Source organism: Kitasatospora sp. NPDC088391, assembly GCF_044753345.1.
Lineage (GTDB): Bacteria > Actinomycetota > Actinomycetes > Streptomycetales > Streptomycetaceae > Kitasatospora.
Genome location: NZ_JBIVNB010000005.1, coordinates 496,169 through 508,779 on the forward strand (window position 1 = coordinate 496,169; position 12,611 = coordinate 508,779).

The 12,611-nt window shown below is 78.6% G+C and carries 13 protein-coding genes; 5 read left to right on the forward strand and 8 right to left on the reverse strand.

The annotated features are described in order from the left end of the window. Nucleotides 1-42: 42 nt before the first annotated feature. The 6 genes from ACIQBJ_RS18800 to ACIQBJ_RS18825 all read right to left on the reverse strand — a co-directional run bounded on the left by ACIQBJ_RS18800 (nt 43) and on the right by ACIQBJ_RS18825 (nt 5,923). Nucleotides 43-918, reverse strand: a complete 876-nt coding sequence (locus ACIQBJ_RS18800) for a hypothetical protein (protein WP_400711052.1) — start codon at nt 916-918, stop codon at nt 43-45. 139 nt (nt 919-1,057) lie between these two features. Continuing rightward, on the reverse strand, nt 1,058-1,312 hold the full coding sequence (locus ACIQBJ_RS18805; RefSeq protein WP_400711055.1) for a hypothetical protein: 255 nt from the start codon (nt 1,310-1,312) through the stop codon (nt 1,058-1,060). 211 nt (nt 1,313-1,523) lie between these two features. Then, nucleotides 1,524-3,098, reverse strand: a complete 1,575-nt coding sequence (locus ACIQBJ_RS18810) for a prenyltransferase/squalene oxidase repeat-containing protein (RefSeq protein ID WP_400711058.1) — start codon at nt 3,096-3,098, stop codon at nt 1,524-1,526. A gap of 201 nt (nt 3,099-3,299) precedes the next feature. After that, on the reverse strand, nt 3,300-4,337 hold the full coding sequence (locus ACIQBJ_RS18815; RefSeq protein ID WP_400711392.1) for an NAD(P)/FAD-dependent oxidoreductase: 1,038 nt from the start codon (nt 4,335-4,337) through the stop codon (nt 3,300-3,302). Beyond that, a complete protein-coding gene (locus tag ACIQBJ_RS18820) occupies nt 4,334-4,852 on the reverse strand; it encodes an isoprenylcysteine carboxyl methyltransferase family protein (protein WP_400711061.1) in 519 nt (172 codons plus the stop codon). Before ACIQBJ_RS18820 ends, ACIQBJ_RS18815 begins: the two co-directional genes overlap by 4 nt. Before the next feature lie 6 nt (nt 4,853-4,858). Then, on the reverse strand, nt 4,859-5,923 hold the full coding sequence (locus tag ACIQBJ_RS18825) for a type III polyketide synthase (protein ID WP_400711064.1): 1,065 nt from the start codon (nt 5,921-5,923) through the stop codon (nt 4,859-4,861). Nucleotides 5,924-6,060: 137 nt separating this feature from the next. On the opposite strand from ACIQBJ_RS18825, the gene ACIQBJ_RS18830 reads away from it, so the two are divergent. The 4 genes from ACIQBJ_RS18830 (at nt 6,061) to ACIQBJ_RS18845 (ending at nt 9,121) form a co-directional block, all read left to right on the forward strand. Next, nucleotides 6,061-6,330 (forward strand): ribosomal protein L7/L12, encoded by a 270-nt coding sequence (locus ACIQBJ_RS18830; protein WP_400711067.1) that lies wholly within the window; start codon nt 6,061-6,063, stop codon nt 6,328-6,330. Nucleotides 6,331-6,397: 67 nt separating this feature from the next. Next, the gene (locus ACIQBJ_RS18835) at nt 6,398-7,213 is read left to right on the forward strand and encodes a UbiA family prenyltransferase (RefSeq protein ID WP_400711070.1); all 816 of its coding nucleotides are present in this window, start codon (nt 6,398-6,400) and stop codon (nt 7,211-7,213) included. Nucleotides 7,214-7,277: 64 nt separating this feature from the next. After that, nucleotides 7,278-7,838 carry an ArsR/SmtB family transcription factor gene (locus ACIQBJ_RS18840; protein ID WP_400711073.1) on the forward strand — a complete coding sequence of 187 codons (561 nt, stop codon included), beginning with the start codon at nt 7,278-7,280 and terminating at the stop codon, nt 7,836-7,838. Nucleotides 7,839-7,855: 17 nt separating this feature from the next. Beyond that, the gene (locus ACIQBJ_RS18845; RefSeq protein ID WP_400711395.1) at nt 7,856-9,121 is read left to right on the forward strand and encodes an MFS transporter; all 1,266 of its coding nucleotides are present in this window, start codon (nt 7,856-7,858) and stop codon (nt 9,119-9,121) included. 141 nt (nt 9,122-9,262) lie between these two features. Here ACIQBJ_RS18845 and hemC read toward each other — a convergent pair whose 3' ends face one another. Together hemC and ACIQBJ_RS18855 are read right to left on the reverse strand one after the other, a co-directional pair. Beyond that, entirely contained in the window at nt 9,263-10,183 is a 921-nt protein-coding gene (hemC, locus tag ACIQBJ_RS18850; RefSeq protein WP_400711076.1) for a hydroxymethylbilane synthase, read from the reverse strand. A 38-nt stretch (nt 10,184-10,221) separates the two neighbouring features. Next, a complete protein-coding gene (locus ACIQBJ_RS18855) occupies nt 10,222-11,529 on the reverse strand; it encodes an MFS transporter (protein ID WP_400711079.1) in 1,308 nt (435 codons plus the stop codon). 93 nt (nt 11,530-11,622) lie between these two features. Here ACIQBJ_RS18855 and ACIQBJ_RS18860 point away from each other — a divergent pair, with 93 nt between their 5' ends. Beyond that, nucleotides 11,623-12,588, forward strand: a complete 966-nt coding sequence (locus ACIQBJ_RS18860) for a DUF5937 family protein (RefSeq protein ID WP_400711082.1) — start codon at nt 11,623-11,625, stop codon at nt 12,586-12,588. Nucleotides 12,589-12,611: the final 23 nt, after the last annotated feature.

The following is a 12,611-nucleotide window of genomic DNA, read 5'->3' on the forward strand; positions in this document are numbered from 1 at the left end:
CGGGGCCGCCCACAACCGCAGCCCCGGCCGGTCGGCGCCGGGTCAGGAGTCCGCCGCGCCCTCCTGGTCGACCGGCCCGTCCCCGCCGGAGCCGTCGGCGGGCAGGCCGGGCGCGGCGGGCGCGGCCGGGGTCGCCGGGGCCGGCGGCGTCACCGGAACGGTCGGCACCGGTGCGGAGGGGGACGGTGCGGAGGGGGACGGTGCGGCGGGCCGAGTCGGCGCGGCGGGGTCGGCCGGGGCGGTCCCGGCGGCCGGGGCCATCGGCTCCGCCGAGGCCGCGGGGCCGGCAGTGGCGGACGGGTCGGTCGGGCTCGCCGACGCGGACGGGGCGGTGCCGCCAGGGGCGTGCAGGGTGGCCAGGTCGACGCCCACCGGGTCGCCCAGCGAGGTCACCGCGTAGAACGTCCCGCGCGGGTCCGCCACCGTGTGGCCGGCCGTCTCGCCGGGGCCGTGGTCGCCCGCGCAGAAGTACAGCGGGTGGCCCTTGTACAGCACCTGCGCCGTCCCGTCCGGCAGCGCCGCCGCGCCCAGCAGCCCGTCGTCGACGCCCGGCCCCGCCAGCGGGAAGCCCGGCGTGGTGACCGGCGGCCAGGACTTCGCGCACTCGTCCAGGCAGCTCGCGTGCACCGAGGTGTCCGCGCCGTACAGGTACAGCGTGCGGCCCTGCGCGTCCACCAGGATCGGGCCCAGCTTCCCCACCCCGGCCAGCGCCACCCGGACGCCCGCCGAGGTGGCGAAGGAGGACTTCACGGGCCCGCCCGTCGGCCCCGGCGCGGCGGCGCTCGCGGCGGCCGGACCCGACGCGGGACCGGCGGTGGCGGGCGGGGCGCTCGGGGCCGGGTCCGCCGCACAGCCCGCGGCCGAGAGGGCGGACAGGGAGAGCACCGCGGCGGCGGCGGCACGGCGGGTACGGGGCATCACGGCTCCTGGGAGTCGGCGCGGCGAGGGCTGGACACCATCCACTCCCGCCGCCCGCCGCCCGGCCACTCCAGAGCGGGCCCGCTCCGCACAAGGGGTACGCCATTGCCCTGGACGGCCCACCGCCGGGCCCGCGGACTCAGCCGCCCGGGGGCGCCTCCGGCTGCTCCTGGGCCCAGACGGTGCGGTCGCCGCCGCGCCACGCCACCAGGTCGGGATCGTCCAGGTCGGGCTCGGTGACACCCGCCCGCCGGACGAACTCCGCCACGTCCTCCGGTGCGGTCGCCCGCCCCACCGTCCGCCCGTAGATCTCCACCCGCCGGTACGGCCGTGCCCCGCGGGTCGGCGGGAGGACCACGACCGGCGGGTGGAATATGTCTCCGGACTTGCTCATGAACCCAGTGTCCCGCGCTCCGGACGGACCGGCATGGGTGCAGGTCGGAGCGGGTGCGACGGGGTGCCGGGCGGCGGAGCGGGGCGGGGGGGTGTTCCGCGGGCCGGACGGACCGGCATGGGGGCGGGCCGGGGCACGGGCGACGGGGTGCAGGCGGGTGCGACGGGCCTCCGGCCGGCCGGTGCGGCGGGCAGTCGGCGGTGGGGGCGGGTCAGGGCAGGTGGGGCGGGGTGTGGTCGCGGGGGGACGGGAGGTCGGTGGGGAAGAGGGCGGCGGCGCGGTTCAGGGCGGTCAGGGCGGTGATGTCGGCGAGCAGCGGGACGTCGTGGGGGAGCGGGCCCGGGACGGTGCGGTCGGGGGCGGCGGGGGCGCGGTGGGTGAGCAGGTGGCGCAGGGCGCGGCGGGCGGGGCCGCGGCCGGCGGGGTGGCGGCCGAGGGCGATCAGCGCGTAGCCGGTGGAGACCGGGTCGGAGGGCCGGTCGGGGGTGTGGCCCCAGCCGCCGTCGGGGCGCTGGGTGTCGAGCAGGCGGCCGAGGGACTGGGCGCGGGCCTGCGCGGCGAGCGCGGACACCTGGGCCGCCGCGCCGCCGCCGGAGCGCTCCAGCGCCTCGTGGGCGAGCACCGCGCGGGAGAGCAGGGCGCCCTCGGCGAGGCTGCGGCGCCGTTCGACGGCGGGGGCGGCGAGCTGCCGCTCGGCGAGGAAGCGGACGGCGTCCCGCACGGCCGCCCGGTGCTCCGGGTTCCCGGCCAGTGCCGCGACCGCGCCCGCGGTCACGGCCGGGTCGGAGTCGCCGCGCGGGTGGGCGGGGAAGCCGCCGTCCCGGTTGCGGCTCTCCAGCAGGTACCGCTCGCCGTCGGCGAGCGCCCCCGTCAGCGGTTCGGAGCGCACCCGGTCGGCGACCGCGCGGAGGAAGGCCACGGCGTACGCGGTGTCCTCGACGCCGGACTGCCCGGCGCCGGGGGTGGACGGCCAGCCGCCGTCCGGGAGCCGGTGCTCCGCGAGGGCGCGGGCCGGCGGGCGCAGGGTGGCGGCCGGGGCGTCGGCGGCGGCCAGCGCGAGGCCCCCGGCGGCGGTGGCGAGCACGTCCGCGCCGGTGACGGGCGGCAGCCCGCCGTCCGCGGCGGCCCGGCGGCCCAGCTCGGCGGCCCGCGCCCGGACGGCGGGCAGCGACTCGGGGCAGTGGCGCAGCGCCAGCAGGGCGAGCAGGCGCAGCGAGTGGTCGGCGAACGGCGGCGGGCCGGGCTCGGCGGCGGGAGCCAGGACGCGCCGGTCGGCGGCGCCCACCGGGCGGGCGGCGCCGGAGCGGGCCGCGTGCAGCACCCGCAGCGCGGCCGTCTCGACGGCCTGCCGGGCGGACTCGCCGCGGCCGCCGAACCCGGCGGCGCTGTCCGGCGGCCCGGGGAGCGGTCCGGCGCCCAGGTCGGCGAGCAGCAGCCGGAGCGCCAGCAGGTCGCGGGGCGCGGCCGTCCCGGGCAGTTCCGCCACCGGATCGCCCCCGGCGGCCGGACCGCCGAGCGCGGCCCGGGCCGCCGCGGTCTGCACCGGGTCGGCCCCGCCCCGGGCGAGCGCCTCCCGCAGCCGGTCGGCGGGGCCCGCGCCCAGGGCGGGCGCGGCACCGGTGGCGGTCAGCAGGTGCAGGGTCAGCGCGGTCTCCCAGGGTCGGCCCGCGCACGGGGCGTGCAGCAGCCCGTTGGGGCCGGTGGCGGCGGTCAGCCGGGCGACCAGCCCGGCCCGGGCGGCGGCCAGCGGTCCGAGCCGGGCCGGGTCGAGGGTGTCGATCGCCATGGTGGGGCCGGACCTTTCGGTGCGGGCGGGCGGGCCGGGGGCCTGACGCACGGTCAACACCCGGACACGCCACGATTGTTGCACGAAATGCCCGAAAAATGACGGATCAGAGTGTTTCGTGCGCGCCGCCGGGCCGCCCGTCGCCCCTGCCCCCGTCGCCCCTGCCCCCGTCGCCTCCGCCTCCTGCCCCACGCCCCCTGCTCAGCGCGCCAGGAGGCCGACGGCTGCCCGGAACACCGGGGGCAGCGCCGCCGCCAGCGGGACGATGCGCGGGCCGACCGCCGGGTGCCGGCGGGCCGTCAGCAGGGCGGCGGTGAGCAGGCGGTAGGGGCGGGTGGCGCGGTGCCAGGCCCGCTCGTAGTCGGCGGGGCGGCCCGCGGCGACGGCGGCGACGGCGGCCTCGGCGGAGGCCAGCGCCAGCGCGACGCCCTCGCCGGTCAGCGCGTCCAGGTAGCCGGCGGCGTCGCCGACCAGCAGCACCCGCCCCCGGACCCGGGCGGCGGCCTGCTGGCGCAGTGGGCCCGCACCCCGGACCGGGCCGCCGGGCGCGTCGCCCAGCCGCTCCAACAGCTTCGGGAAGGCGGCGAGTTGGCGGTCGAACGGGAGCCGCTCGGTGCCCAGCACCGCGACCCCGACGGTGCCGTCGGCGACCGGCGTCACGTACGCCTCGGCGTGCCGCGACCAGTACACCTCGACCAGGTCGCTCCACGGCCGGACCGCGAAGTGCCGGCGCTGCCCGTACCGGGCCGGGCGGCTGCCGCCGGTGGGGGCGGGCGGGCGGTGCAGGCCGAGGGCGCGCCGCAGCGGGGAGTGCAGGCCGTCCGCCGCGACGACATGTCGACAGGTCAACTCCCCGACCGCGACGCCGTCCGGCAGCGGCGTCAGCCCGTCCGCCCGCACCGGCAGCCGCCGCACGCCGAGCCGGTCGGCCTGCTCGGCGAGCGCCGCGTGCAGGACGGTGCGGCGCACGCCCAGGCCGTGGCCGGTGCGGAACCGGGCCTCGGCGGAGCGCGGGCCGGCCGCCTCCAGGTAGCGGACGCCGTGGAACGGGCGGCCCTCGACGGCGACCCCGAGCCGGGCCAGCGCCCGGACCGCGCCCGGCATCAGGCCCTCGCCGCACGCCTTGTCGACGGGCGTGGCACGCGGCTCCAGGACGGTCGCGGACAGGCCCGCCCGGGCCGCGTGGATCGCGGCGGCCAGGCCCGCCGGACCGCCGCCGACCACCAGCAGGTCGATCACGCGGCGGCCCGGCACACCGTCAGGGCGCGCTCCTCGCAGCGCAGCCGGGTCGCCAGCAGCCAGGCGTTCAGCGCCGAGAAGCAGAGCGCCGTCACCCAGGCCGTGTGCACCAGCGGCAGTGCGAAGCCCTCCACCACCACCGCCAGGTAGTTGGGGTGCCGCAGCCACCGGTACGGGCCGCCCGCCACCAGCGGCAGCCCCGGCACCACGATCACCCGGGTGTTCCAGCGCGGCCCCAGCGTCCGGATGCACCACCAGCGCAGGCCCTGCGCGGCCAGCGCCAGGACCAGCATCGGCCACCCCAGGGCGGGCAGGAACGGCCGCCCCGCGCCCCAGACCTCCAGCAGGCAGCCCGCCAGCAGCGCGGTGTGCAGCGCCACCATCGGCGGGTAGTGGCCGCGCCCGTGCTCCACCCCGCCCCGGGCCAGGCTCCAGGCGGTGTTGCGGCGGGCCACCACGAGTTCCGCCAGCCGCTCCACGGCGACCAGCACGATCAGCAGGGTGTAGGGGAGCATCGGCGACTACCAGCGCAGCAGGGCGAGTTCGGAGGCGAAGCCCGGGCCGAGCGCCAGCATCAGCCCGAACGAGCCCGGCGGGGGCGGGCCCTGGGCGAGCACGTCGCGCAGGATGTGCAGCACCGAGGCCGAGGACAGGTTCCCGCAGCGCGCCAGCGAGGCCCGGCTCGGCGCCAACGCCCCCTCGGGCAGGCCGAGTTCGTCGCCCAGCGCGTCCAGCACCCGGGGGCCGCCCGGATGGCAGACCCAGGCCGTCACGTCGCCCGGCTTCAGGTCGTGCCCGGCCAGGAAGGAGGACACCTCCTCGGCCACGTGCAGCCGTACCAGCTCCGGGAGTTCGGCCCCCAGCAGGATGCCGAACCCGTCGTCGCCGACCTCCCAGCCGAGCAGCCGCTCGGTGCCCGGGTACAGCCGGGCCCGGGTCGCCACCACCTCCGGCCCGGCCGCGCCCGCCGCCGGGTGCGCGTCGCCGACCGCGAGCAGCGCGCCCGCGCCGTCCCCGAACAGGGCCGCGGCCAGCAGGTTCGCCGGCGAGTCGTCGGCCCGCCGGAAGGTCAGCGAGCACACCTCGGTGGCCAGCAGCAGCGCCACCCCGTCCGGACGCCCCGTCAGCAGCTCGTGCACCGCCGCCGTCCCCGCCGCGCCGCCCGCGCACCCCAGGCCGAACAGCGGCAGCCGCCGGACGTCCCCGCGCAGGCCGAGCCGGGCCGCGATCCGGGCCTCCAGCGAGGGCGCGGCCACGCCCGTGACGGTCGTCGACACCACCAGGTCGACCTGCTCGGCCGCCATCCCGGCCGTCTCCAGCGCCGCCCGGGCGGCCCGCTCGGCCAGCTCCGCCGCCGCCACCAGCCAGGCGTCGTTGGCCCGCCCGAAACCGTCGAACTCCGGGTACCGCTCCCACGGGAACGCCAGGTGCCGGAACTCCACGCCCGCCCCCGCGAAGAACCGCTCCGCCAGCGCGCGCCGCTCCCCGCCCGCCCCACCCCGCAGCGCCGCCACCGCCCCGGCCAACTCCCGCTGCCGGTACCGGTGGGCCGGGAGCACCCCACTCACTGCCGCGATCCGCGTCACCGGCCCAGGATAGGGAGCAGACCGGCACGAACCCGGGCAATCATCCCGGAGCGGGCGCGTCGCCACCGCCGGCGCCGGAGCCGCCCGACCGTCAAATCCCTTGGGGTGCCCAGGAGTCGACGCCTATGCTGCGCGGCATGGACGAGTCCGAGGGCATCCGGTACGCCGTGCTGCTCTGCGACCACACCGACCACGACGTGCTGCTGCTCGACCCCGGTCCCGCGCCGTTCGAGGTCGTCAAGGTCCACCGCGCGCTCACGGGCGTCGGCATCCTGGCCGCCCGGCAGGCGGTCACCGGCCCGCTCCCGGTCCCGGTCCTCACCGGGATCGAGGAACGCGCCGCCCACCGCCACGCCGCCCGCCTCCGCGCGGCCGGCGCCACGGTCGAGGTGCGGCCGCACGCCTGATCACCCGTCGGGGGCGACACGTCGGCGGATGCCGGGACGGCGGGCGGGGCGGGCCTAGCCTGGGCGGGTGAGTGGTGCGGTGGTGGCCGGGCGGCCCGGGCGGGCGCTGGTGCGGGCGTGTCATCCGGGGCCCGCGGCGGCGGTGACGGGGCTGGCGGCGGCGATGGCGGTCGGGGCCGGGCGCGGGGTGGTCGGGACGGTGCTGACCACCGGGGCGGTCGCGGCCGGGCAGCTCTCGATCGGCTGGAGCAACGACCTGGTGGACCGGCGGCGCGACCTGGCCGCCGGGCGCGGCGACAAGCCGTTCGCCGCCGGGGAGTTGACGGAGCGTCAGGGGTGGGTGGCGACCGCCCGGGCGGTGGCCTGCTGCGTCGCGCTCTCGGCGGCGTGCGGCCCGGCGGCGGCCACGGTGCACCTGGTCGCGGTGGCCGCGGGCTGGGCGTACAACCTGCGGCTGAAGGCGACCGTGTGGTCCTGGCTGCCGTACGCGCTGGCGTTCGCCCTGCTGCCCGCGTTCGTGACGCTGGCCCTGCCCGGCCGCCCGTGGCCCGCCGCGGCCGTGCTCGGCGCGGGCGCGCTGCTCGGCGTCGCCGCGCACTTCGCCAACGTCCTGCCGGACATCGCCGCCGACCGCGCGGCCGGTGTCCGCGGCCTCCCGCAGCGCCTGGGCCCGCGCGCCTCGGCGGCCGTCGCGGTGCTGGCCGCGGCGGCGGCCGCGCTGGTGCTGGCGCCGGGCTGGCCGGTCGCGCTGGTCACCGCCCCGCCGGTGCTGGCCGTCCTGCGCGCGCCGCGCGGCCGGCTGCCCTTCCTGGCGGTGATCGCCGCCGCCGCGCTGGCGGTCGGACTGCTGCTGCTCGACGGCGGTCTGCGGGCGGGCGCCTGACGCCGCGTGAGGGAGTCCGGGAAAACCCCTTGCCCAATGGTCAAGAAACGTTGACCATTGGGGCGTGCCCACCGAAGACCGCCCAGAGGCGCTCCACGTCACCACGGCCGAGCAGTTGCGCGCCGTCTCCAACCTCACCCGCCACCGGATCATGGCGGTGCTCCGCTTCGAACCCGCCACCATCACCCAGATCGCCGCCCGGGTCGGCCTGGCCAAAGGCAGCTCCAGCTACCACGTCCGGCTGCTCGAACGGGCCGGCCTGGTCAAGGTGGTGCGGACGCAGAAGGTCCGCGGGGTCACCGAGCGGTACTACGCGATGGCCGCCCGGAGCATCGTCCTGCCGGACCCGACCGACGGCGGCCCCGACGTGGTGATGCGGCACGCGGTGGCCGACCTGGAAGCCTCCCCCGCGGACGCCGAACGGCACGTGCTGATGGCCCACCTGCGCCTCACCGACCAGCAGTTCACCGAACTCGGCGCCCGCCTGAAGGCCCTGGCCGACGAGTACCGGGCGCTCTCCGACCCCGCCCTGCCGGACGCCTCGCTGGCCTTCGCGCTGTTCCACCCCGCCGCCATCCCCGCCCCCGCCGCCACGACCGGGCAGACCGAAGAGGACGACAAGTGACCCGGAAGACCACGGAACTGCCCGCCGGGTTCGGCCGGCTCTGGACGGCGCAGACCGTCTCCTCGCTCGGCGACGGCGTCGCGCACGCCGCCCTCCCGCTGCTCGCGCTGAGCCTCACCCGCGACCCGCTGGCCCTCGCCGTGGTCGCCGCCGCCGGCACCCTGCCCTGGCTGCTCTTCGGCATCCTCGGCGGCGCGCTGGTCGACCGCTGGGACCGCCGCCGCACCATGTGGGTCGCCGACGCGGTCCGGACGCTGCTGCTCGCGATACCGGCCGCCGCGGCCGCGCTCGACCTGCTCAGCATCCCGCTGCTCGCGGCCGTCGGCTTCCTGCTCGGCCTCGGCGGACTCTTCTTCGACACCGCCGCCACCGCCTACCTGCCCGACCTGCTCGGCCGCGACCCGGCCCTGCTGGAACGCGCCAACTCCCGCCTGCGCGGTGCCCAGACCGCCGCCTCCGGCTTCGTCGGCCCGCCCGCGGGCAGCGCCCTGCTGGCCCTCGGCCGGGCGTTCCCGCTGCTCGCCGACGCGCTCTCGTTCGCGGTCTCCGCCGTCCTGGTCCGCTCGCTGCCCGCCGTGCCCCGGCCGGTGCCGCAGGCCCGCGAGTCGCTGCTGCGCCAGGCCCGGGCCGGCGCCTCCTACGTCTTCCGGGACACCCTGCTGCTCGGGCTCGCGCTGCGACCGGCGGTCGGCAACATCGCCTTCCTCGCCGTGGAGACCGTGCTCGCCCTCTTCGCGCACGACCGGCTCGGCGTCGGCGCCACCGGCTTCGGCCTGCTGCTCACGACCGAGGCCGCGGGCGGCCTGGCCGGCGCGGCCCTCGCCTCCTTCCTCGGCCGCCGACTCGGCACCGGCGCCGCGCTCACCTGCACCGCCGCGGTCGAGGGCGTCGCCATGCTGGGCCTCGCCGCCGCCCCGAACGCGTACGTCGCGGGCCTCGCGCTCGCCGTCTGCGGGGCCGGCATGGGCGCCACCATGGTGCTCGGCCCCTCGCTCCGGCAGACCGTCGTCCCCGCCCACCTGATGGGCCGGGTCGCCTCCACCTCCCGGATGCTCGCCATGTGCGCCGCCCCGTTCGGCGCCCTCCTCGGCGGCTGGCTGGCCACCGCGCAGGGCGTCCGCGCCCCGCTCTTCGCCGCCGCGGGCCTGCTCCTCACCATGACCGCCGTCACCGCCACCATGACCAGCAACCGCCGGGTCGAGGCGGCGCTGCGCGCGGCCGCGGAGGACAAGAAGGGGACGGAAGAGCCGCAGCCCGTGCTCCAGGGCGCGACGAGCAACTGACGACCAGCAACTGACGAGCAGCAACTGACGACGAGCAACTGACGGAGCGTCGGCACGCGGCGGACCGGAGGGGAGGCGGCACCGTGCGCGGCGGGTGCCGCCCGCGTCGCCCGTGGGTGCTGTCCAGGGCGTCGCGGGGGATCAGGGGGTGGGGCGGGCCGGGGCGAGGAGGAGTTCGGCGTCCTGGTCGAGGAGGGCGCCGGCGACGGCGGCACCGAGCTTCTCGGGTTCGGCGGGGTTGCCGGAGAGGGTGGCCGCGATCTGGCGGGTGCCGTCGACCGAGGTGACCTGGCCGTGCAGGGTGAGGATGCCGTCGGCGGTGGTGGCGTACGCGCCGACCGGGACGGAGCAGCCGCCGTGCAGTTCGGCGAGCATCGCGCGCTCCGCCCGGACCTCCGCGTCGGTGACCGGGTCACCGGTGCCCGCCAGCAGTTCGCGGGCCCGGCCGTCGTCCGCGCGGATCTGGATGCCGAGCGCCCCCTGGCCGGGGCTGGGCGGGAACTGCGCGACCGGGAGGAACTCGGCGGCCTCCCCGGCCCGGCCCAGCCGGTGCAGCCCGGCCGAGGCGAGCACCACGGCGTCCAGGGTGCGCAGCCGGCCGAGCCGGGTCGGGACGTTGCCGCGGATCCGCTCCGGGGCCAGGTCCGGCCGGACGTGCAGGAGTTGGGCGATCCGGCGGGCGGCCGAGGTGCCGACCCGGGCGCCGGTCGGGAGGGCGGCCAGCGGGGCGCCGCAGAGCGCGTCCCGGACGTCGGCCCGGGTGGGGGAGGGCAGCAGGACCAGACCGGCCGGGTCCGCGGTGGGGAGGTCCTTGAGCGAGTGGACCACCACGTCCACCTCGCCGTCGAGCAGCGCCGCGGCCTGCCGCCCGGCGAACGCCGAGCCGCCGCCCCGCTCGGAGACCTCGCGCAGCGGGGACGTCCGGTCCAGGTCGCCGTCCTCCAGGATCACCCGGTGCCGGAACACCACGTCGGGGTGGCGCTCGCGCAGCGGGGCGAGGAACTCCTTGACCTGGGCCCGGGCCAACTGGCTGGCCCGCGATCCCACCACCAGTTCGATCATCGTCAACTCCTGCTGCCGCGCCTCACTCTGACGGCATGTTAGCGCGCCGGAACCGGCCCGGTTTCCGACGGAATGTCGGGAACCGGGCCGACCGGCCGCTCCAGCCGGAGCAGGCCGGGGACGGCGACCAGCGAGGCCGCCAGCAGGAACAGCCAGGGCCAGGACGGGCCGTGGGCGAACAGCAGGGTGAGCAGGCCGGGGGCGAGCGCCTGGCCCAGGTTCCAGGAGAGCTGGTTGACCGCCAGGTAGCGGCCGCGCCGCCCCGGCCGGGCCAGCGCCACGCTCAGCTCCTCGCGGCCGGGGGTGGCGACCGTCTCGGCCAGGTTGTAGACCAGCATCGCCAGCACCAGCCCCGCCACCAGCACCGGGCCGGGCGCCCCGGCGGGCAGCAGCGCGAACCCGGCGAAGGCCAGCGCGTTCAGCAGCGCCCCGGCGGCGGCCGTCCGGGTCGGGCGGCAGCCCTCCAGCAGCCGCGCCACCGGGCCCTGGGTGAGCACCACCTGCACGCCGTTGAGCACCAGCAGCGCCGCGGCCACCGGGGCGCCCAGGCGCAGCGCGGCGGTGACGTGCACGGCCAGCAGGACGCTCAGCACCATCGAGGCCAGCACGAACGACAGGTTCGCCGCGACCATCAGCAGGTACCGGCGGTCCGCCAGCACCGCCCGGTACCCGCCGGGCCCGGCCGGAACGACCGGAACGGCCGTCGACGACGGGGGTGCCGGGGACGCCGGGGGCGCCGTCGGCTCGGGCCGCCAGCGCGCCAGCAGGACCGCCGCGACCAGGTACGAGGCCGCGTTCAGCGCCACCAGCAGCCGCAGGCCGCCCGCCCCGCCGCCGCCGACCAGCACCGCGCCGAGCGCCCCGCCCAGGCCGAGGCCGGTGTTGCGCAGGGTCTGCACCAGGGCGAACCAGCGGGTCCGCCCGCCCTCCGGCGCGGCCAGCACCACCAGGCCGGTGCTGGCCGTCCAGTAGGCGGCCTGGCCGACCTGGGCCAGCAGGCAGACCAGCACGATCGACCAGGCCCGGTCGGCGAGCAGGAACCCGCCGTGGGCCAGCGCGGAGAGCGCGTTGGCCGCCGCCGCGACCCGCCGGGCGCCATGCCGGTCGATCAGCGGGCCGACCAGCAGCGCAGTGGGCAGGGCCAGCAGCCGGGCGGTGGAGACGGCCGCGCCGATCGCGGACAGCGACAGGTCGGTGCTGCGGACGAAGAACACCAGGGTGAACGCCAGCACCAGGCCGGTGCCCAGGCTGTCGATCAGGTGCGCGCCGATCAGGCGGCGGTGCCGGCCCGCGGTGGCGGGCAGGCCGAGGCGGTCCCGGAGCGGGACGGGGGAGGCGGTGGTCATGCCCCCGAGCCTGGCTGCGATGATCGACCCCGCCCAGGAATTCGACCCTGCTCGAATCCTCGAAGGGCTCACGACCGTCGGCCGGAGGGGCCCGTGCTCACCTGGGAGTTCTCGGCGCAGGACCTGGCGCTGACCAGGTTCGCCCGCTCGCCGCTGTGCGAGGTGGTGACCAGCGTCGAGGTGCTCAAGGACCCGGGGCGGCGGGCCGTCCACCTGCCCTGGGTGCGGAAGGTCCGGCCCCGGCTCGCCGGGGTGGAGTGGGAGCTGCTGTCCCAGCTGGTCCGGCTGCCGACGGTGTACGTGCCGGACTTCCTCACCCCCGTGCCGGACGGCGGCAGCCCGACGCTGGAGCAGCAGCTGGCCGCGCTGACCGCCCTCGAACCGGCCGCGGTCCGCCGCGACCTGGCCCGGCTGGACGGCGAACCGCCGCCGCTGGTCGCGGAGTTGGCCAAGGACCCGGAGCGCGGGATGTCCCGGCTGGCGGCGGAGGTCGCGGCGTACTGGCAGGCCGCGATCGCCCCGTACTGGTCCCGGACGGAGCGGCTGGTCGAGGGCGAGATCCTGCGCCGGGCCCGGCAGGCCGCCGAGTCCGGCCCGGCCGGGCTGTTCACCGACCTGCACCCGCAGGTGGGTTGGGAACGCGACCTGCTGCGGATCGGGCACCGCCACGTCGACGTGCACCGGCGCCTGGACGGGGCCCGCGGACTGGTGCTGGTCCCGACCGTGTTCGCCTGGCCCGGGGTGTTCTCCCAGCTCAACCCGCCCTGGCAGCCCGGCCTGGTCTACCCGCCGCGCGGGGTCGCCACCCTGTGGGAGGAGGCGGTGGCGGTGCCGGACGGGCTGGCCCGGGTGATCGGCCGGGCCCGGGCCCGGCTGCTCGCCGAACTCGCCGTCCCGGCCACCACCACCGAACTCGCCGCCCGCACCGGCCTGTCGGCCGCCACCGTCTCGCACCACCTGTCCGCCCTGCACGACGCCGGGCTGGCCGCCCGGCACCGCACCGGCCGCACCGTGCTGTACCTGCGGACGGCCGCCGCCGAGCTGCTGCTCGCCGACTGACGGTCCGTCAGTGTCCTGGCAAA

Coding starts and splice junctions, on each gene's coding strand:
- ACIQBJ_RS18800 (WP_400711052.1), bottom strand. CDS start 918: ATGCCCCGTACCCGCCGTGCCGCCGCCGCCGCGGTGCTCTCCCTGTCC.
- ACIQBJ_RS18855 (WP_400711079.1), bottom strand. CDS start 11,529: ATGACCACCGCCTCCCCCGTCCCGCTCCGGGACCGCCTCGGCCTGCCC.
- ACIQBJ_RS18805 (WP_400711055.1), bottom strand. CDS start 1,312: ATGAGCAAGTCCGGAGACATATTCCACCCGCCGGTCGTGGTCCTCCCG.
- ACIQBJ_RS18820 (WP_400711061.1), bottom strand. CDS start 4,852: ATGCTCCCCTACACCCTGCTGATCGTGCTGGTCGCCGTGGAGCGGCTG.
- ACIQBJ_RS18810 (WP_400711058.1), bottom strand. CDS start 3,098: ATGGCGATCGACACCCTCGACCCGGCCCGGCTCGGACCGCTGGCCGCC.
- hemC (WP_400711076.1), bottom strand. CDS start 10,183: ATGATCGAACTGGTGGTGGGATCGCGGGCCAGCCAGTTGGCCCGGGCC.
- ACIQBJ_RS18830 (WP_400711067.1), top strand. CDS start 6,061: ATGGACGAGTCCGAGGGCATCCGGTACGCCGTGCTGCTCTGCGACCAC.